This is a genomic window from Brevundimonas sp. S1H14 (assembly GCF_047716865.1).
GTDB classification, from domain to species: Bacteria; Pseudomonadota; Alphaproteobacteria; order Caulobacterales; family Caulobacteraceae; genus Brevundimonas; species Brevundimonas naejangsanensis.
On sequence record NZ_CP136679.1, the window covers coordinates 1,467,654 to 1,483,697 of the forward strand.

The window sequence follows — 16,044 nt, forward strand, 5'->3', positions numbered from 1 at the left end:
ATAGTTCAGACATGACGAACCCACCGACATCCTCGGGTCTGACAGGCGTGGCCGAGGCTGCCCGTCAGGCGCCGGGGCGAGGTCTGCCTCCAGTTCATCTGTGGCATCCTGAACATTGCGGCGAGATCGACATCCTGATCCGCGCCGACGGGGTGTGGATGCATGAAGGATCGCCCATTGGCCGGTCCGAGCTGGTGCGGCTGTTCTCGACGGTGCTGAGGAAGGATCCGGACGGCTATCACCTGGTCACGCCGGTCGAGAAGCTGAAGATCGCGGTCGAGGATCTGCCGTTCCGCGCCGTGGCCGTGCGCGAAGAGGGTGAGGCGCTGGTCTTCACCACGGATCAGGGCGACGAGGCCGCCGCCGGTCCCGACCACGCCATCGTCGTCGAGACGGACGCGGCGACCGGCGAGCCTGCGCCGCGTGTTCATGTGCGCGGCGATCTGTGGGCGCGGATCGCGCGGCCGGTCTTCTATGAGCTGGTCGAACGGGCGCAGGAGGCGGGCGGACGGCTGGCGGTGCGCTCGGGCGGGGTGACGTTTCCGCTGGGGCCGGAAGGGGCGGGGCTTTGACCTGTTCCGGCTTGAAGGCGCGGCTGCAACAGAAGCTGGACCCGGTATCGGCGTGGTCGCCGCAGCGTGGGGCGGTGCGGTCCGACTATGACCTGAACCCCGATTTCAGCCGTCCGAAGGTCAAGTTGAGACCGGCGGCGGTGCTGATCCCCATCATCGCGCGCGAGGACGGCCCCAGCGTCCTGCTGACGCGGCGATCCGACAGTCTGGCCAGCCATACGGGGCAGATCGCCTTTGCGGGCGGACGACTCGATCCGGGCGAGACGGCGCTGGACGCGGCTTTGCGTGAGGCGTGGGAGGAGATTGCGCTGGACCCGGCCGTGGTCGAGCCCTTGGGGCTGGGCGATCCGTATGAGACGGGCACCGGCTTTCTGGTGACGCCGGTGGTCGGCTGGCTGACGGCGCCGCCCGCTGTCACCCCGTCGCCCGCCGAGGTGGCCGAGGTGTTCGAGGCGCCGTGGGACTTCCTGATGGACCCGGTGAACCATCGCCGTGATTATTACGATCAGGAGAACGGGCCGCGCCGCTGGTTCTGGGCCATGCCTTATCGCGAGCGCTACATCTGGGGCGTGACGGCGGGCATTCTGAAGGGACTGTTCAACCGCCTCTATGGCGAGGAAGCCGCGCCGCATCAGGCCGCCGAGGCCGACGCGAGCGAGCGCGTGGGATGAGCCGCGTCCTTGAGGGGCAGGACTGGCTGACGGCCGACGCCACGCGTGCGGTGATGGCGGCTCTGGCGGCGGCGGGCGGGGCGGACTGCGCCCGCTTCGTCGGGGGCTGCGTGCGCAACGCCGTGCTGGGCGCGCCGATCGACGACGTGGACATCGCCACGGTCCTGATGCCCGAGGCGGTGGTCAGGGCGCTGAAGGCGGCGGGGCTGAAGAGCGTGCCGACCGGCATGGAGCACGGCACGGTCACGGCCATATCGGAGCGCCAGCCGTTCGAGATCACCACCCTGCGCCGCGATGTCTCGACGGACGGACGGCGCGCCACTGTCGCCTTCACCGACGACTGGGCCGAGGACGCGGCGCGGCGGGATTTCCGCCTGAACGCCCTCTATGCCGATGCGCAAGGCGTGATCCTCGACCCGACCGGGGCGGGCTATGACGACGCGCTGGCGGGAAGGATCGTCTTCGTCGGCGAGCCGGAACAGCGCATCGAAGAGGACTATCTGCGCATTCTGCGCTTCTATCGCTTCTTCGCCTGGTATGGGCGAGGCGCGCCGGATGCGGCTGCGGTGGCCGCCTGCGCCGCCCTGGCCGAAGGGGTCGAGCGGCTGTCGGCCGAGCGGGTGTCGAAGGAGATGCTCAAGCTGCTGGCCGCGCCCGATCCGCGTCCGGCGGTGCGGCTGATGCAGGATGCGGGGGTCCTGGGCCGTATCCTGCCGCCGTCTGATAGCCTGACGTTGTTCGAGGCGATGGTCGGGGTCAGCCCGGACCCGGTGCTGCGGCTGTCGGCCCTGTTGCCGGCGGACGTTGAGACGGTGCGCGCATCAGCGAACCGGCTGCGGCTCTCCAACGCCCAGAAGGACCGGCTGATCGCCGCCGCTAGAGCGCCGCTTGACCCGGATATTAGCGACGCGCGCGCGCGCGCCGTCATATGGCGCGAGGGGCGGCAAGCGTTCGAGGATCGCGTGATGCGCGCCTGGGCGGGGGGCGGCGAGGCGGCGAGGATGCAGGCGTTGCTGGCCCTCGCGGCCGACTGGACGCCGCCGAAGCTGCCGGTCGGCGGGCGTGATCTGGCGCGACTGGGTCTGAAGCCGGGGCCCGAGACAGGCCGCGTCCTGAAGGCCTTTGAAGACGGCTGGATCGCCGACGACTTCCCCGACCACGGTCATGAGGCGCGGCTGAAGGCGCTTATTGCGTCGCCCGCGTAAGCTCGACGATGACGGGACGGTGGTCCGAGCCGGTCCTGTCGCCCAGCCGCCGGTCGAGCAGGGCCAGATCGGGCGAGCGCCATACATGGTCGATGGTGACGCCCAGCGGCGAGGGCGCCACGGCGGGCCAGGTGCCGGGCCAGGCCGGGGCGGGGATCAGGCCGGATTGCGCCTTGATCTGACGGCCGATGCGGCCGCTGGAGACGCTGTTGAAGTCCCCCGCGATGACGACCGGCTCCGTCAGTCCGTGGTGCAGTCCGGCCAGCCGCTCGGCCTGACTGATCTGGCCGTAAGGATGCTGGAAGGGCCAGGGGCGGGTCATGTGGACGGCGATCAGATGGACCGGCCCCAGCGCCGTCTCGGCCTCGGCGACCAGGGCGGCCAGCCCCTGACCGTCGGCGTCGCGCACGCGGCGCAGCGGCCGTTTCGAGGCGATCACCGAGCGCGCTGCGCCGCTGGGCCGATCCTTGCGCGGGGTGGCGACGCGGTGGGGATAGGCCGCCAGAACCTCGTCCAGCCGGGCGTTGGGGCCGTCGCCGAGCTCGATCAGCATGACGATGTCGGCGTCTGCGGCGGCGATGGAGCGGGCGACCGCGTCCGCATCATTGTTCCGCGCCCACAGGTTGGCGGAATAGAGGGTGAGCGTTGCGGCGCCATCGGCAGGCGTCCCGCGCGGCGGCGTCCACTGCGGCCAGACGGCGACCAGCAGCAGTCCTGCGACGACCCCGCCCAGCGCCGCCATGTCCCACAGCCTCAGCAACAGGAAGACCTCGCACACCGCCACCGTCGCGATCAGGGCCGGAGCGGTGAACTGCGTCAGCAGATCAGGCAGCCGGTGGCCGATGCGGCTGAGCGCCGAGACGGCGACCAGGGCGGGCGGCGCCAGAACGGCCAGGGCGGTCAGGCGCGTCAGGGCCTGAAACAGGGTCATGCAGCAGATCGCGAACGGCGGGAGTGGGCTGATCCGGTTAGCCGCCGATCCGGGCGCTGTCGAGGCGGCCGTTCCGCGCGCAGAAACGGCGCGGCTATCGCGACCGAATACGCCGATGCCTGAAAATTCCCGGCTTTGGCGACGCCTCGATCCGATCGACGCGCCTGCATGGGGCGGCTGCACAGACTGACATCTCCTGATCCACGGAGACTGAACATGAGCATCGACGCCAGCGCGCGGCTGGGCCTGCCCTATCTGGCGGCCGGACAACTTCAGAAGCACGTCACCCTGAACGAGGCGCTGACCTTTCTGGACGCCCTGACCCAGACGGCGGTGGTCAGCCGGACGACGGCCATCCAACCCGCCGAGGCCTCGGACGGCGACCTCTACATCCTGCCGGAAGCGGCACAGGGTGATGACTGGTCGGGCCGGGCGGCGGGGGCGCTGATGCGTCATGAGCTGGGCGGCTGGACCGTGACGCCCACGCCGGATGGACATCTGGCCGTGGTGCTGGACAGCGAAGAGATCGTCGTGCGCCGTAATGGCGACTGGACGCCGCTTCAGACCGCGACGCCGGACGAACTGCAGCAGATCACCCGCCTGGGCGTGAACGCCACGGCGGACGCGACGAACGTAGTGACGGTGCGGGCGAACAAGGCCCTGTGGACCGCGCTGGAAAGCGAGAGCGGCGGCGACGGCGATCTGCGCTTCACCTTCAACAAGCAGACATCGGCGGACGTGCTGTCCCTGCTGTTCCAGAGCGGCTGGGGCGGCCGGGCCGAACTGGGCCTGATCGGCGACGACGACCTGCGGTTGAAGGTCAGCGCGGACGGCGGAACCTGGCGCGAGGTGCTGATGGCCGACCGGCACACCGGCCGCGCCTGGTTCGCCCGCGGCGCGACGCGGCGTGAGACGACGACCCTGACGACCGGCGGGCCCTGGTCGCCTCCTGAATGGGCGCGCTGGGTCGAAGCGGTCTGCGTCGGCGGCGGCGGAGGAGGCGGGGCCGGGCTGGCCGGTCCGGCCGGGACCAGCCGCCACGGCGGCGGCGGCGGCGGCGCGGGCGGGGTGATGAGCGCCCTTTGGCCTGTCGAGGCGCTAGGCGCCGGATTGAGCATCGTCGTCGGGGCAGGCGGGGGCGGTGGTTCCGGCTCGGCCGCTGCGGGCGAGCCGGGCGCCGATAGCCGCATCACACTGGGCGGCGTGACGCTGTTGACCGGCGAGGGCGGGCGCGGCGGGGCGGGCGGCGCGTCCGCGGCCGGGCTTGGCGGCGCCGGCGGCGGCGGCCTGATGGCATCCAATGGGGGCGGAGCCTCTTCGGTCACGGCGACGGGCATGGCGGGCCAGTCCGGCGCGCGGCCTGATGGACCGGGCGGCGGCGGCGGCGGAGGGGGCGTCGGCGCGGCGAATATCATCCAGTCGGGCGGCGCCGGGGGCGATGGCGGCCTGTTGTCGGTCAAGGCGACCGGCGGGGCGGGCGGCGCTGGCGTCGGAAACGCCGGACAGAACGCGCCTCTAAACGATCTGCACTGGGCGGGCGGCGGCGGCGCGGGGGGCGGCGCTCAGGCGTCCGGAGCCGGGCGTGCAGGGGGCGACGGGGGCCTTTACGGCGGCGGCGGCGGCGGGGGCGGCGCGGGCGTGACGGCGGCGGGCGCAGGCGGCGCGGGCGCGCCCGGCTTGGTCCGGCTGACGGCGATCGGGTGACGTCATGACCCAGCGCCTGCATCGCATCATTCAAACTGTGGAGCAGTGGGACGAGGCCGCGCCTCCTTTGCCTGAACTGCCGGACGAGGAGACCTGGTCCGCGCCTGACCGGCTCAGCGCCGACGACTGTTTCGACCATCTGGGCGCCGACTGGCGGGTCTCCGCCGCGCCCTTTGATCCGGAGGACGACCAATGATGACGCCCAAGGAACCGACGCATGATCTCGCTGAGGGCCGCTGGCTGTGGCGGCGGATCTATGTCTATGCGGCCAGCCTGGCCCTGTGGCTGTTGCTGCGGCTGGCGGTGAGCCGGGCTGAGGCCTCGGACCTGCCGCGTATTGCTGACGGCCTGATGGGACTGATCGCCCTGATGCTGTTGCTCTATCTGGTGGCGCCCAGCGCCCAGCAGATCGTCAATATGATGCGTCTGCGCGCGGGCGGGCGGCCATGAGCTTCCGGCTTTCGCAACGCTCGCGCGCCGCGCTGCAGGGGGTGCATCCCGACCTGGTGGCCGTGGTCGAGGCCGCCATCGAGCTGACGCCGGTGGATTTCATGGTCACCGAGGGCCTGCGCACGGCGGCGCGTCAGGCGGAGCTGGTGCGGGCAGGGGCCAGCCGGACGCTGAACTCGCGCCACCTGACCGGGCACGCCATTGATGTGGCCGCCTGGGTCGATGGGCAGGTCCGCTGGGACTGGCCGCTTTATCCGCGCATCGCCGAGGCCTTCAAGGCGGCGGCGAAAGGGCGGGGCGTGCGGTTGATTTGGGGAGGCGACTGGCCGCGTCTGCGCGACGGCCCGCATTACGAACTGGACCGGGGGGCCTATCCATGAGCGGCGGCGTTCTTCGCACCCTGACGCCGCTGGGCTGGCTGGCGGCGTTCGGCGTCGTCGTAGTTCTGATTCTGATCGTCGGGCGAGGACTCGGGGTGCGGTGGGATCCGCTGCATCTGCAGGCGCGCCGTCTTGAAACTGTTCAGCGCCGCGCGGATCAGGCCGAGGCCCTGGCGGCCGCCCGCGCCCTGGAGGCCGCCGCGCGCGGTCGCCAGCTCGAGGCTCTGGACGCCTTTCACCATCATGCCGAGGCCGTGGCGCGGGCGACCGCGACGGCTGAAACCCAAGCAAGGACCGCCGATGACGCCGATACGCCTCTGGACCCCGCTCGCGCTCAGCGCCTGCGTGATCATGACCGCGAACTGTGCCGCCTTGCCCCAGCCGTCGCCGGCTGCACCGCCGCGTCTGATCCTTCCTGACGCCGTGACGCGGCCCTGTGATCTGGCGGTGCTGCCCGAGGCGGCCACGACGGCGGATCTGGAGGAGGCCTATGTGCGGCGCGGCGGGCAGATCCTGACGTGCGATGCGGCGCGGCGACTGGCGGTTGAGACGCTTCAGGCCGAACGCGCCCTGATCGACGCATGGGTGCATTCCCGTCCGTGAGTTTGTCTTTTCGATAGGACAGCAGGCGGCATTTTTTGCCGATAAGCCCGGCACTTATTGCCGTCTACGCTCGCTGACGGCAGGAAGTGCCGGGCGTTCTGATATGGTTTCCAGAATCTAACATTGAAAAATCAATGCGCTGGCTTCTGGAACCAGCGACGCTCTGTTGGCCCGCCACTTGCGACCTGACCTTCCGAGCAGAAAGCTCCCGGCAGCCAAAATGGCGTCGGACATCGTCTGAAGACAAAGGACAGCCAAAATGGCTAACAGCATCAACACGAACGTTGGCGCCCTCGTTGCGCTGCAAAACCTGAACGCGACCAACCGTGACCTCAACGTCACGCAAAACCGCGTGAACACGGGCTTCAAGGTCGCCACCGCCAAAGACAACGGCGCGATCTTCGCCATCGCCACCAACCAACGCGCTGACATCGCCTCGCTGGACGCAGTCAAGAACTCCGTCTCGCGCGGTCAGTCGCTGGTGGATGTCGCCCTGGCGGCCGGCGACACCGTCGTCGAAGCCTTCAAGGAACTGAAGAGCATCGCCGTCGCCCTGGAAACCGTCGAGACCGGCAGCGCCGCCGAGACGGCCTATCAGGCTGACTATGACGCGCTGGTTGCAGAAATCGACTCGGCCATTGAAGGCGCGAAGTTCGACGGCATCAACCTGTTCGACGGCACGGTTACGACCGTGCGCACCGGCCTGGATTCGACCGCAACTTACGACGTGGGCTTTGCTGCTGCTGTCACCTCGGGCGTCACGGCCGCCACCTACGACTCCGCTGATGACATTCAGACGGCGATTGAGGGCTTCACCGCCAATCTGGCGACGCTGGGCACCCAGTCCAAGTCGCTGGGCCGTCAGAACGTCTTCGTCGGCAAGCTGCAGGACGCCCTGGAAGTCGGCGTCGACAACCTGGTGGCCGCCGACCTGGCCAAGGAAAGCGCTCGCCTGACGGCTCTGCAGACCAAGCAGCAGCTGGGTGTGCAGGCGCTGTCGATCGCGAACCAGTCCAGCTCGATCCTGCTGGGCCTGTTCCGCTAATCCGATGCGATTAGGAAGGGGGCGGGCCGTAAGGTTCGCCCCTTTCTCGTGTCGTTCGATACGGGAGGCGCGGCGCGTCCGCGCGAAAGGATATGGCTGACAATGTCGCGGGAGTGTCCAGCGTAACCTACCTCGATCGCGAGCCCCAGGGCGGCGCTATCGAGGCGCAGCAAGCTGTGCAGGGCGCGCAGAAAGATAGCGACGACGCAGGTCGTTACCGATTGACGATCGAGCGCGAGTCGACCGGCTACGTCTATAAGACCCTGGATCGGGTCACCGGGGAGGTGGTTCGCCAGTTCCCTCGTGAAGAAGTCCTGAAGCTGCGTCAGAGCCCGGCCTATGACGTTGGCAAGATCATCAAGACCGAGATCTGAGCGGCGGTCTGGGCGACGGAAGGCGGCTTGACGCCCCTCGGCGGCGCCGGGCGGCGTTAACAGGCGTTGCGGCGCCGTTAACCATACGCTCAGGAATCAGCGTCATTACTACTCGCCAGAATCGGATCTGAGGCGAGAACGGCCATGACCAACAGCGTAATCACCAATGCGTCGGCGCTTATCGCGCTTCAGAACCTGAACGCCACCAACTCCAAGTTGGCGGCGACCCAGAGCCGGGTGAACACCGGGCTGAAGGTCCAGGGCGCCAAGGACAACGCCGCCACCTGGGCCATCGCCCAGAACCAGCGCGCCGACATGAACGCGCTTGAATCGGTCAAGACCAGCCTGAACCGGGCGACCTCGGTCGCCGATGTGGCCCTGGCGGCTGGTCAGCAGATTTCAGATATCCTCGTCGAACTTCGTCAGAAGGCCACCGCGGCGGCCGACCCGTCGGCGTCGGACGCGACGCGCAAGGCCTACAACGATGAGTTTCAGTCGCTGCTGAAGTCCTTGCAGTCGTTTGCGGACAACGCCTCATTCGATGGCGAGAATATCCTGAACGGCAAGGTGAACGGCGTCAGGGCAGCGACGCCTGCCGATTTGACCCCGCTTAACTTCCTTGCGAATGCGGATGCGTCCGAAACCATCACCATGAACCGGCAGGACCTGTCGTTGCGCGGGCTTGGTCTAGCTGTCGCGGGCGCTGCGCCGACGGACCCGGACGTTATGCCTGAGCTGCTGACGCAGGCGGACGCTGAGGCTGCGCTGGCTCTGGTTGAAACCGCTTTGACCGGCGCCAGCGGCAAGCTCGCTGAACTGGGCGCTCAGTCCAAGCAGATCGAGAAGCACACCCTGTTCGTCACCAAGCTGATGGATTCGCTGGAAGTCGGCGTCGGCAATCTGGTGGACGCGGACATGGCGCGTGAAAGCGCACGTCTGCAGGCCTTGCAGGTGCAGCAGCAACTCGGCGCTCAGGCTCTGTCGATCGCCAACCAGGCGCCGCAGATCATCCTGTCGCTGTTCAAGGGCTGAAGCCGCTAACCCATTCGCCGGGTCGGCCCATAGCCCAGAGTGACGGGCGGGCGCCGGCGGCGCGGCGCGGGGCGGGGCATCAGGCCGTAAAGGCTCATCAGCCGCATTAAAAGCCAGCGTACGCGCGACATGAACATCTCCACATCAGGCTGCAGACAAGAGTGAACTGCGGCTGACGCGGGGCGGTTGCGTGCGGGGGTTAAACAATTCGTTACCGTGCCTGCGGCAAGCTGGCCTGCGGAGGCTTTCGTGGCGGTGATCAACAACAGCTATCTGCTGGGCCTTTACGGTCTCGCCGGAGGAGCGGGCGCCTCGTCGTCCGCGCAGTCCGCGCCCAAGCCGAAGACGCAACCGACCGCGCCGTGGACCTTGAGCGGCAAGGAAAAGCCCAGCCAGTCGGACCTTCTGCGTACGGCCTTGAGCGGGCGAAAGCTCGTCAACGAGGACAATGCCGTTCTTGACGTCAAGGGCGTCTCCTCAAGCGACTACCGCAAGATTTTCGCCCTGTATCAGGGGCTGACCATGCTTGAGGCCCTGACGAACCGCGCGGGCGAACGCGGGGTCACCCGTATGGAATCCGAGCAACTGTCTCGACGGTTCGCTTCCGGCATGACGGAGGTGATGGATTTCCTGAATTCCGCTCAGTTCGAAGGCGTGCGCGTGGTTCAGGGCGTCTCGGCCTCGCAGAGCCAGTCGACAGCGGCGGTGCCGCGCGACAATCCCAAATATCTGACCGGCCCGATTCACGACGGCGCCCTGACCGACGAGGTCGCGGCTTTCCAAGGCGACGTGCGTTTCGGCATCACGGTGAAGACCACGACCGGAAGCCAGACGGTCGATATCGACCTGGCTGAGATGGGGGCGACGCCGCGTACGATGGATGCGGTGGTGCAGCACATCAACGGCAAGCTGGAAGAGGCGGGCGTGCAGACCCGCATCCATCGGCAGACGATTGAGGCCGAGCCGCGCACGGTCAAGGCGGGCGACAAGACCATCACCCTTCCGGCCGGGCCGGCGCGCTGGGGGCTGACGGTCGCCGGCGTCTCGCTGGAGACGATCAGCTTCACCCCCGCCGAGGCGCGGGATTCGATTCAGGTCGTACAGGGGGCAGGCAGCAAGGGCGCCCATGAGGTGCTGAAGTTCGACCCGGACGGCAATCCGGTGGCGGGCTCCGGCGGCGGGTTCTGGGTCGAGGGCCGCAGCGGCGTCTCGTCCCTGCCGGACGGCGTCGAGACGGTGCGGGCCAGCGCGGCCGGGCCGGACGGTTCGATGTGGATTGTGGCCGATGTCAGCGCCGGCGCCTCGACCCAGCCGATCAAGGGGCAGGGCGACGTCGTTCTGATGAAGCTGGATTCGGCGGGCAATGTGGTCGTCAGTCGCGCTCTGGGCGCGGCGTCCAAGGCCAGCGGCTACGCCATCGCCGTGGATGCGGACGGGCGGGTGGCCGTGGCCGGATCGGTGATCGGCGCTCTTGTGCCCGGCGAGGCAGGCGCCTCCGCCACGACGGCCGACAGTTTCGTCACCGTCTTCGACGCTCAGGGGCGCGAACAGTGGACCCAGAGGCGCGGCGCCAAGGCCGAGGATGAAGCGACCGCCGTCTCCTTCGGCGCCGACGGGCGGGTCTATGTGGCGGGGCGGGCCAAGTCGGCCATGCCGGGGACCTTGGCCGTGGGCGGCTGGGACGGCTATGTTCAGGCCTTCAGCGAAAGTCAGGTCCACAGTCTGGCGCCGATTACGGCGACGGCGACAGGGGCGACCCAGTTCGGCACGGCCGGCGACGACAACGTCCAGGCCATGACTGTCGACGGCGACAATCTCTACACGGCGGGCGTCGAGAACGGCGCCTTTGTCGTGCGTCATTTCCGTATCGGCGCGACGGGCGCGCCCGAGCTTCTGAGCGTGCGTAATCTGGGCTCCTCTTCGGGCGGCGAGATCGCTGGCCTTGCGGTGGCGGACGGGCGGCTGATCATCTCGGGCGCGACCGGCAACGGCGCCCTGAATGCGGGTCAGGTCGCCAATGCTCATGCCGGAGGTCAGGACGCCTTTGTCGCTGTCCTGTCCACGGACCTGGCCGCCTCGGGCGCGGATCGGGTGACCTATTACGGCGGGGCGGGCGACGACACCGCCGCCGACGTCAAGGTGCACGACGGCAAGGTTTGGCTGACCGGCGTGTCGGATCGCGCCATCGGGGCCAAGGCCGAAGACCCCTCGCGCGGCTATCTGGCGCGACTGGACGTGCAGACGGGGCAGGTAGAGTGGAGCCAGACATGGACGGCGGCTGACGGCCAGGCCAAGCCCCTGGCCCTGACCGTGTCTTCGGGCGGCGCCAGCGTGCTGGATCGGTGGGGCATGCCGCAGGGCGAGATCAGCCAGAGCCAGTCCAAGACCCTGGTGGATGCGACGGCCGTCCGAGCGGGCGACCGGTTCTATGTGCAGAACCCTTTGACCGGCCGGAAGACGGCCGTGACGATCGACGCCAAGGACACGCTGCAGTCGCTGGCGCGCAAGATCGAAATGGCGTCGGGGCGTTATCTGAAGGTCACGATCAAGACCGACCGCGACTATGTGACCGGCATGGACGGCGACGCACGGGTGACCAGCGGCGGGGTCCAGCGCCTTTCCATCACCAGCGCCGACGGGAGGGCCGGAGCCGTTCTGACGCCGGGCGAGGCCGGGCGGGACGCCCTGGCGGGACTGGGCCTGACGCCCGGCTTCATCGGCAAGACACAGGACAAGAGCAAGACCTTCGGGATCGACCTGTCGCCCTTGCTGAACCTGTCCAGCGCAGAGGCCATCGCCAAGTCGCGGGATCAGGTGCAACTGGCGATCAAGGCCATGCGCGACGCCTATCGCGCCCTGGACCCGGCAAGCGACAAGCCCAAGGTGACAGGCCAGGCTCCGGCCTATCTGCAGGCGCAACTGGCCAACTATCAGGCTGCTCTGGCGAGACTCACAGGCTAAGCCGGGGTTGAGGGCGCTTTCGGTTGACGGCTGTGGGGCGCTCGGGGTTAGTGGGGCCTTCTTTGGCGCGTTGAGAGCTGCATGGCCCTTTCGAAAGACAATCGTACGGTTCTGATCGTCGGCGCGGGTCTGGCCGTCGTCGGCGCCGTGGCCGCCGCCCTGGTCTTCAGCGGCGGCAAGGGCGCGCCATCTGAGCCGCCGCCTGCGTCCAAGGGCGGACTGACCATCGACGTGGCCGAGGCCCCGACGCTGGAGCCGACCCGGGAACTGCGCTGCTTCGTGGACGGCCAGTTCGTCGGCCTGGCCACCCTGGCCGACTGCGCCAAGCGCAACGGCGTGGCCACCAGCGCCCTGGATGTGGGGCTGGACGCTTCCGGCTCGCTGGTCGCGGCGCCGACGGCCTCCTTCGCGCCGCCGCCGGAACTGCCTTCGACCCCGGCCGTCGAGATCGCCCCTGCGGGCCAGCCGGGCGCCGCCGAGGATACGCGCGCGGCGCCTTCTACCTCGGGCACGGCCTGCCTGCGCCACACCGGTTCGGAATGGCGCCAAGTGTCGGGCAATATGAGCCTGGCGGCCTGTGTCCAGGCTCTCTATTCGGGAACCTGCGTCGCGCCGGGCGAGGCGCGTTACGGGCGGTGGGGGGACACGACCCTGCGTCTGGTCCCGCGCCGCGTGGAGCAGTCGACCGACAACAACCGTTTCCGCACCCTGGCCCAGCAGGACCGCCAATGTCAGTTCCCGGAGCTGTGAGCATGAGCCGCGCTTCGATCACCCTGCTGGCGATTGTCGCGGTGTCTGCGGCTCTGAGCGCCTGCGCCAAGAAGGCGGAGGCGCCGGGCGGAACGGGCGTCTGCTACCACATGGGCCAGGACGCCGAGGGCGGGGGCGTGCGCTTCAACGTCGTCGCCCGCGACCAGCCGCAGATCGAATTCTGCGCAGCGCGACTCGAAGAGATGCGTCTGAAATTCCTGCGTCTGGGCGGCAGCAAGACCGAGATGGTCGGCGCCTATCAGGGGCAGTTCATCTTCATCGACCGCGCTGGGGTCAAGTTCGGCAAGAGCCTGGACGGCCCCCGGTTCTTCGCCCTGGCGCGCACCGGGGACGGCCGCCTGGCCATTCCCGGCGCGATTCAGCGCCAGATCGACGGAAGCCCGGTCGCGGTCGCTCCGAACTGATTTCAGCGCCCGGAATTGGGCGTGAACAAAACTGGAACATCTCGTCGAAATCCGCTAGGACTCGGCGCAAGAACATAAAAGGACATTCGTCATGGCGGGCAGCGTCAACAAGGTCATCCTCATCGGCAATCTGGGCCGCGATCCGGAAATCCGTTCGCTGAACAACGGCGACCGCGTCGCCAACCTGCGCATCGCCACCTCGGAAACCTGGCGCGACAAGTCGACCGGCGAGCGCAAGGAAAAGACCGAGTGGCACTCGGTGGTCATCTTCAACGACAACATCGTCAAAGTGGTCGAGAACTATCTGAAGAAGGGCTCGACCGTTTACATCGAAGGCTCGCTGCAGACCCGCAAATGGACCGATCAGCAGGGCGTCGAGAAATACACGACCGAGATCGTCATCCAGCGCTTCAACGGCCAGCTGACCATGCTGGGCGGCCGTGGCGATAGCCAGGGCGGCGGTGATCGCGGCGGCTACGGCGGCGGTCGCGACGACGACTATTCCTCGGGCTTCTCGACCGGCGGCGCCAACAAGCCCTCGGGTCCGAAGGAAAGCTACGACCTGAACGACGACATTCCGTTCTAAGGTTCGCCCCAGCCGGGGCGCGGCTTTTTTCATGGAGGGTCAGCGTGCGAAGCGGCCTTTCTCGGCGGCTTCGGTCAGGGCCTGACGGACGGCGGCGGTCAGTTCGTCCATGCTCTGCACCTGACGCACCCCATAGGCGCGGGCGGTGATGTCGACATTGCCCTTGCGCCAGAACCCTTCGGGAGCCAGCACGATCAGCTTTCCGCCGCGGGCGTGCAGGCCCATTTCCAGCAGGCTGATCGGGCTTTGCGTGCCGGGCGCGAAATACATGACGATGACGTCGGCGCTTTCCAGCGCGGCCAGCTCCCATTCGACCTGACGCAGGAATTCAGGCTCGTCCGCTTCGGGCCGCCAGGCGGGGTTCCAGTCGGGGCGGCGAGGATTCAGGACGGTGACGTCCATGTCGGACAAGGCCTGCGTCAGCGCCCCCTGCCAGTCGGGCGCGCCGCCCATGTCGATGCTGCCGCCCAGGAAGACGCGCGGACGGTCGTTGTCGATGGGCAGGGGCTGAGGCGAAACCACGACGGTCGGCTCGGCGCTCACAGGCGCAGCGCCGATGCAGACGGTCAGGACGGCGAGGGCGGACAACAGTAGGGCAGGGATCTTCATGGCGGCTTCTATAGCCGGTTCGCGGTCGTGGGGCATGACATGCGGCGGGGTAACCTGTGGTCATGCTTCGTGAGAGGCAAAACGTCGCGCCTTGTGGCAAGCATGGAGGCGTGTCCAGCTCCTCCTCCTCCTCCCCGCACGCGCTGACGCCGCTTGAAATCGCCGCCATCGTGGCCGTTCTGGTCATCTGGGGCGTGAACAACGCCGCCGCCAAGGTCGCCACCGAGATGCTGCCGCCGCTGATGACGGGCGCCTTGCGCTTTGCTATCGCCGCCGCCTGTCTGGTCTGGTTCGTGCGACCGCCGTTCCCGAACTGGAAAAGCCTGCTGATCATCGCCGTGGTGGGCGGCCCGATCCACTATGGGCTGATCTACCTGGCCTTCTGGCTGGCTCATGACGTTAGCCCGGTGACCATCGCCACCCAGTTGTGGATTCCCCTGACGTCCCTGTTCGCCTTCCTGATGCTGGGAGAGCGGATTTCGAGGATGGCCGCCGTCGGCTTGGTCATCGCCTTTGCAGGCGTGGCGTGGATGACGCTGGATCCCCACGCCCTGAACGACTGGAAGGCCATTCTGGTGGGCGCGCTGGGCGCATCGGCCTGGGCGTTGACGACGGTGATCGCGCGCCGGACGACCTCGATCCCGCCCTTGAAGATGCAGGGCCTGCTGGCCCTGATGGCATTTCCGGTGCTGACCCTGGGGTCGGCCCTGTTCGAGAACGGGCAGTGGGAAGCGGCCAAGGCCGCGACGCCGCTGGTATGGGGCACGCTGATCTGGGCGGGGGTGATTTCGTCCGTGTTCGCCACCAGCCTGATGTTCTGGCTGGTCCAGCGACGCGAGGCCGGGCGGGTGACGCCCTATCTGCTGGGCTCGCCCTTGGTGTCGATCATGATCGGCGGCCTGTTCATGGGCGACGTGCTGACGCCGCAGATCCTGACGGGTGTCGCCATCGCCTTGCTGGGCGTGGTCACGGTGGCCCTGGGGGAGCGCGGCCTTCGCGCCGGCGCCCCCGCCAAGGTTTAGGTCTGCTTACTGCGCCTTGATGACGGCGCAGGCCACGCGGTCGCCCGCGCCGCCGATCGGCTGGCTGGAGTGGTCGTCGGCGTTGGCGTGGATCACCAGGGCCGAGCCGTCGTCGTCCAGCAGCCACTGACCCGGACCGGCATCCGCCAGACGGGCGCGGGTGGTGAAGACTTCGGCATTCACGGCGCCCTTCGCGTCGGCGAAGACGTTGGGCAGGTCGCCGTCGTCAGGCCCGTCGGCGTTCAGCAGGCCGTGCGGCTTCTGGGGATCGCCGTGATTGATATGGGCGCCGGCCGAGGTGAAGGGAGCCTCGCACTGGCCCGTGGCGTGGATGTGGATGCCGTGCCAGCCGGGCGTCAGGCCCGTGGCCTCGACCTTGATCAGCAGGCCTGTGGCTCCCTGAGTCAGGGTCGCCTTGCCCGTTTCGGCGCCCTGGCCGTTGATGATGGCGACCTGCGCCGTTTGGCCCGGCGCAGCACGCTCGGCGGCCTCGGCCGGGGCTGCCGGCGGGGCCTCTGAAGCCGGCGGCGTCGCCGGGTTCTGGCTGCAGGCGGCCCCGGCGACGAGCACCACGGCGAGGGCGCTGGGAGCGATCAGTTTCGAAGCGGCTAAACGCATGGCTTTCCTGTCCTTTTCGGCATGGGGATTTCAGCGGCGTTTCTTTGCCACCACGGCCCCCGGATGATAGAAACCGGAACAGCGGATCACGTTCCGATTCCGGCCA

The 16,044-nt window shown here is 68.3% G+C and carries 20 protein-coding genes; 17 read left to right on the top strand and 3 right to left on the bottom strand.

What is annotated here, in order from left to right; genetic code table 11:
- Positions 1-11 precede the first annotated feature (11 nt).
- From RSD66_RS07190 to RSD66_RS07200, 3 genes are read left to right on the top strand one after another with little or no spacing between them, the layout of a single operon-like run.
- Positions 12-572 (top strand): DUF1285 domain-containing protein, encoded by a 561-nt coding sequence (locus RSD66_RS07190; RefSeq protein ID WP_415289466.1) that lies wholly within the window; start codon positions 12-14, stop codon positions 570-572.
- A complete protein-coding gene (locus RSD66_RS07195; protein WP_415289467.1) occupies positions 569-1,243 on the top strand; it encodes a CoA pyrophosphatase in 675 nt (224 codons plus the stop codon). The genes RSD66_RS07190 and RSD66_RS07195 overlap by 4 nt, the downstream gene beginning before the upstream one ends.
- Positions 1,240-2,448 (top strand): CCA tRNA nucleotidyltransferase, encoded by a 1,209-nt coding sequence (locus RSD66_RS07200; protein WP_415289468.1) that lies wholly within the window; start codon positions 1,240-1,242, stop codon positions 2,446-2,448. Before RSD66_RS07195 ends, RSD66_RS07200 begins: the two co-directional genes overlap by 4 nt.
- Here the strand turns inward: RSD66_RS07200 and RSD66_RS07205 are convergent.
- Positions 2,429-3,379: an endonuclease/exonuclease/phosphatase family protein gene (locus RSD66_RS07205; protein WP_415289469.1), complete on the bottom strand. Its 951-nt coding sequence runs from the start codon at positions 3,377-3,379 to the stop codon at positions 2,429-2,431. The genes RSD66_RS07200 and RSD66_RS07205 overlap by 20 nt on opposite strands.
- A 216-nt stretch (positions 3,380-3,595) precedes the next feature.
- Between RSD66_RS07205 and RSD66_RS07210 the strand changes: the two genes are divergently transcribed.
- The 13 genes from RSD66_RS07210 (at position 3,596) to ssb (ending at position 13,689) form a co-directional block, all read left to right on the top strand.
- Positions 3,596-5,083 carry a DUF2793 domain-containing protein gene (locus RSD66_RS07210; protein ID WP_415289470.1) on the top strand — a complete coding sequence of 496 codons (1,488 nt, stop codon included), beginning with the start codon at positions 3,596-3,598 and terminating at the stop codon, positions 5,081-5,083.
- Between the two features lie 4 nt (positions 5,084-5,087).
- Positions 5,088-5,279, top strand: a complete 192-nt coding sequence (locus RSD66_RS07215) for a hypothetical protein (RefSeq protein WP_119411755.1) — start codon at positions 5,088-5,090, stop codon at positions 5,277-5,279.
- Positions 5,276-5,533, top strand: coding sequence for a hypothetical protein (locus RSD66_RS07220; RefSeq protein ID WP_415289471.1), 258 nt, complete (start codon positions 5,276-5,278; stop codon positions 5,531-5,533). The genes RSD66_RS07215 and RSD66_RS07220 overlap by 4 nt, the downstream gene beginning before the upstream one ends.
- The gene (locus RSD66_RS07225; RefSeq protein ID WP_415289472.1) at positions 5,530-5,913 is read left to right on the top strand and encodes a M15 family metallopeptidase; all 384 of its coding nucleotides are present in this window, start codon (positions 5,530-5,532) and stop codon (positions 5,911-5,913) included. Before RSD66_RS07220 ends, RSD66_RS07225 begins: the two co-directional genes overlap by 4 nt.
- Positions 5,910-6,332 (top strand): hypothetical protein, encoded by a 423-nt coding sequence (locus RSD66_RS07230; protein ID WP_415289473.1) that lies wholly within the window; start codon positions 5,910-5,912, stop codon positions 6,330-6,332. The genes RSD66_RS07225 and RSD66_RS07230 overlap by 4 nt, the downstream gene beginning before the upstream one ends.
- A gap of 4 nt (positions 6,333-6,336) precedes the next feature.
- Complete coding sequence (locus tag RSD66_RS07235) at positions 6,337-6,516, top strand: hypothetical protein (RefSeq protein ID WP_415289474.1); 180 nt, start codon at positions 6,337-6,339, stop codon at positions 6,514-6,516.
- Positions 6,517-6,775: 259 nt separating this feature from the next.
- Positions 6,776-7,561: a flagellin gene (locus RSD66_RS07240; protein WP_415289475.1), complete on the top strand. Its 786-nt coding sequence runs from the start codon at positions 6,776-6,778 to the stop codon at positions 7,559-7,561.
- 92 nt (positions 7,562-7,653) lie between these two features.
- Positions 7,654-7,935, top strand: a complete 282-nt coding sequence (locus RSD66_RS07245) for a flagellar protein FlaG (RefSeq protein WP_415289476.1) — start codon at positions 7,654-7,656, stop codon at positions 7,933-7,935.
- Positions 7,936-8,079: 144 nt separating this feature from the next.
- Positions 8,080-8,967 (top strand): flagellin, encoded by an 888-nt coding sequence (locus tag RSD66_RS07250; protein ID WP_415289477.1) that lies wholly within the window; start codon positions 8,080-8,082, stop codon positions 8,965-8,967.
- A gap of 249 nt (positions 8,968-9,216) precedes the next feature.
- Positions 9,217-11,928: a transcriptional regulator gene (locus RSD66_RS07255; RefSeq protein WP_415289478.1), complete on the top strand. Its 2,712-nt coding sequence runs from the start codon at positions 9,217-9,219 to the stop codon at positions 11,926-11,928.
- An 81-nt stretch (positions 11,929-12,009) separates the two neighbouring features.
- Positions 12,010-12,678, top strand: a complete 669-nt coding sequence (locus RSD66_RS07260) for a hypothetical protein (RefSeq protein ID WP_119411763.1) — start codon at positions 12,010-12,012, stop codon at positions 12,676-12,678.
- Positions 12,679-12,680: 2 nt separating this feature from the next.
- A complete protein-coding gene (locus tag RSD66_RS07265; RefSeq protein ID WP_415289479.1) occupies positions 12,681-13,103 on the top strand; it encodes a hypothetical protein in 423 nt (140 codons plus the stop codon).
- A gap of 91 nt (positions 13,104-13,194) precedes the next feature.
- Positions 13,195-13,689, top strand: a complete 495-nt coding sequence (gene ssb, locus RSD66_RS07270; RefSeq protein ID WP_119411765.1) for a single-stranded DNA-binding protein — start codon at positions 13,195-13,197, stop codon at positions 13,687-13,689.
- A gap of 39 nt (positions 13,690-13,728) precedes the next feature.
- On the opposite strand, the gene RSD66_RS07275 is transcribed toward ssb, so the two are convergent.
- Positions 13,729-14,298 (bottom strand): nucleoside 2-deoxyribosyltransferase domain-containing protein, encoded by a 570-nt coding sequence (locus RSD66_RS07275; protein WP_415289480.1) that lies wholly within the window; start codon positions 14,296-14,298, stop codon positions 13,729-13,731.
- 62 nt (positions 14,299-14,360) lie between these two features.
- On the opposite strand from RSD66_RS07275, the gene RSD66_RS07280 reads away from it, so the two are divergent.
- Positions 14,361-15,320, top strand: coding sequence for a DMT family transporter (locus tag RSD66_RS07280; RefSeq protein WP_051130203.1), 960 nt, complete (start codon positions 14,361-14,363; stop codon positions 15,318-15,320).
- 6 nt (positions 15,321-15,326) lie between these two features.
- Here RSD66_RS07280 and RSD66_RS07285 read toward each other — a convergent pair whose 3' ends face one another.
- Entirely contained in the window at positions 15,327-15,938 is a 612-nt protein-coding gene (locus RSD66_RS07285; protein ID WP_415289481.1) for a superoxide dismutase family protein, read from the bottom strand.
- Between the last annotated feature and the right edge of the window lie 106 nt (positions 15,939-16,044).

Excerpts from the sequence above, each read along its gene's own strand:
- RSD66_RS07210 (WP_415289470.1), top strand. The coding sequence starts at position 3,596 with ATGAGCATCGACGCCAGCGCGCGGCTGGGCCTGCCCTATCTGGCGGCC.
- RSD66_RS07280 (WP_051130203.1), top strand. The coding sequence starts at position 14,361 with ATGCTTCGTGAGAGGCAAAACGTCGCGCCTTGTGGCAAGCATGGAGGC.
- RSD66_RS07205 (WP_415289469.1), bottom strand. The coding sequence starts at position 3,379 with ATGACCCTGTTTCAGGCCCTGACGCGCCTGACCGCCCTGGCCGTTCTG.
- RSD66_RS07190 (WP_415289466.1), top strand. The coding sequence starts at position 12 with ATGACGAACCCACCGACATCCTCGGGTCTGACAGGCGTGGCCGAGGCT.
- RSD66_RS07285 (WP_415289481.1), bottom strand. The coding sequence starts at position 15,938 with ATGCGTTTAGCCGCTTCGAAACTGATCGCTCCCAGCGCCCTCGCCGTG.
- RSD66_RS07245 (WP_415289476.1), top strand. The coding sequence starts at position 7,654 with ATGGCTGACAATGTCGCGGGAGTGTCCAGCGTAACCTACCTCGATCGC.
- RSD66_RS07275 (WP_415289480.1), bottom strand. The coding sequence starts at position 14,298 with ATGAAGATCCCTGCCCTACTGTTGTCCGCCCTCGCCGTCCTGACCGTC.
- RSD66_RS07200 (WP_415289468.1), top strand. The coding sequence starts at position 1,240 with ATGAGCCGCGTCCTTGAGGGGCAGGACTGGCTGACGGCCGACGCCACG.
- RSD66_RS07250 (WP_415289477.1), top strand. The coding sequence starts at position 8,080 with ATGACCAACAGCGTAATCACCAATGCGTCGGCGCTTATCGCGCTTCAG.
- RSD66_RS07240 (WP_415289475.1), top strand. The coding sequence starts at position 6,776 with ATGGCTAACAGCATCAACACGAACGTTGGCGCCCTCGTTGCGCTGCAA.
- RSD66_RS07230 (WP_415289473.1), top strand. The coding sequence starts at position 5,910 with ATGAGCGGCGGCGTTCTTCGCACCCTGACGCCGCTGGGCTGGCTGGCG.
- RSD66_RS07265 (WP_415289479.1), top strand. The coding sequence starts at position 12,681 with ATGAGCCGCGCTTCGATCACCCTGCTGGCGATTGTCGCGGTGTCTGCG.
- RSD66_RS07225 (WP_415289472.1), top strand. The coding sequence starts at position 5,530 with ATGAGCTTCCGGCTTTCGCAACGCTCGCGCGCCGCGCTGCAGGGGGTG.
- RSD66_RS07220 (WP_415289471.1), top strand. The coding sequence starts at position 5,276 with ATGATGACGCCCAAGGAACCGACGCATGATCTCGCTGAGGGCCGCTGG.
- ssb (WP_119411765.1), top strand. The coding sequence starts at position 13,195 with ATGGCGGGCAGCGTCAACAAGGTCATCCTCATCGGCAATCTGGGCCGC.
- RSD66_RS07260 (WP_119411763.1), top strand. The coding sequence starts at position 12,010 with ATGGCCCTTTCGAAAGACAATCGTACGGTTCTGATCGTCGGCGCGGGT.
- RSD66_RS07215 (WP_119411755.1), top strand. The coding sequence starts at position 5,088 with ATGACCCAGCGCCTGCATCGCATCATTCAAACTGTGGAGCAGTGGGAC.